Source organism: Curtobacterium sp. 1544 (assembly GCF_040544915.1).
GTDB lineage: Bacteria > Actinomycetota > Actinomycetes > Actinomycetales > Microbacteriaceae > Curtobacterium > Curtobacterium pusillum_C.
Map to the genome: position 1 here is coordinate 1 of NZ_JBEPKX010000059.1, position 1,328 is coordinate 1,328.

Sequence of the window (1,328 nt, forward strand, 5' to 3'; positions counted from 1 at the left end):
GGCATCGAGAGCTCCTGACGGTCGGCCTTCACCGACACGAGCGCGGGGCCGTCGTGCGCGAGGGCGGCGGCGAGCGCGTCCTCGAGCTGGTCGGACTCGTCGACCCGGAAGCCCGCGATGCCGATCGCCTCGGCGACCTTCGCGAAGTCGGGGTTCTGCAGCTCGGTGCCGTAGGTGACGAACCCGGCCGCCTTCATCTCGAGCTCCACGAAGTTCAGCGACGAGTTGTCGAACACGACGATCTTCACGGGCAGCTTGTTCTGCACGATCGTGATGAGTTCGCCGAGGAGCATCGTCAGCCCGCCGTCGCCCGCCATCGCGATGACCTGCCGATCCGGGAACGCTGCCTGGGCGCCGATGGCCTGCGGGACGGCGTTCGCCATCGTGCCGTGCACGAACGACCCGATCAGTCGGCGGTCGCCGTTCATGGTGAGGTAGCGCGACGCCCACACGACGGGGGATCCCACGTCCGGGATGAAGACGGCGTCCTGGTCGGCGAGCCGGTCGAGCACGCGGGTGACGTACTGCGGGTGCAGCGGCTTGTGCCCGCCGGCGGGGACGGCCAGGTCGTCGAGCTTCGCGCGGGTCTTCGCGTAGTGCTTGCGGGCGTCCTCGAGGTGCTTCGTCGGGTGCGAACCGGTGAGCAGCGGGATGAGCGCGAGCGCGGTGTCCTTGACGGTGCCGACCAGGCCGATGTCGACCGGGTGCCGACGCCCGAGCTGCGAACCCCGGACGTCGACCTGCACGTGCTTCGCCTTCGCGGGGAAGAACTGCTGGTACGGGAAGTCGGTGCCGAGCATGAGGACGACGTCGGCGTCCTCCATGGCGCGGTAGCCGGACGCGAAACCGAGCAGCCCGGTCATGCCGACGTCGTACGGGTTGTCCCACTCGATGTGCTCCTTGCCGCGGAGCGCGTGCACGATCGGGGCCTGCAGGCGTTCGGCGAGCGCGAGGACCTCGTCGTGGGCACCGGCGACACCCGCCCCGGCGAGGATCGTCACCCGGTCGGCGCCGTTCAGGAGCTCGGCGGTGCGCTGCAGTTCGGCGTCGGAGGGGATGACGCGCGGGGTGGTCCGCTCGATGCGCGTCGTGCGGGGCGCGACGGCGTCGGCGAGCAGCACGTCGCCCGGGATCACGAGGACCGCGACACCGCGCTTCTCGATCGCCTCGCGCATCGCGATCTCGAGCAGTCGGGGCATCTGCGACGCATCGGCGACGTACTCGACGTACACCGAGCACTCCCGGAAGAGCTCCTGCGGGTGGGTCTCCTGAAAGTAGCCGGAGCCGATCTCCGCCGTGGGGATGTGCGCCGCGATCGCCAGGACGGG

General features: G+C 70.3%; 1 protein-coding gene. It reads right to left on the reverse strand.

Annotation, left to right across the window (positions count from 1 at the left end; genetic code table 11):
- Window positions 1–1,328, reverse strand: a 1,328-nt coding sequence (locus ABIC61_RS18605; protein WP_354031089.1) for a thiamine pyrophosphate-dependent enzyme, incomplete at both ends; no start/stop codon positions are given.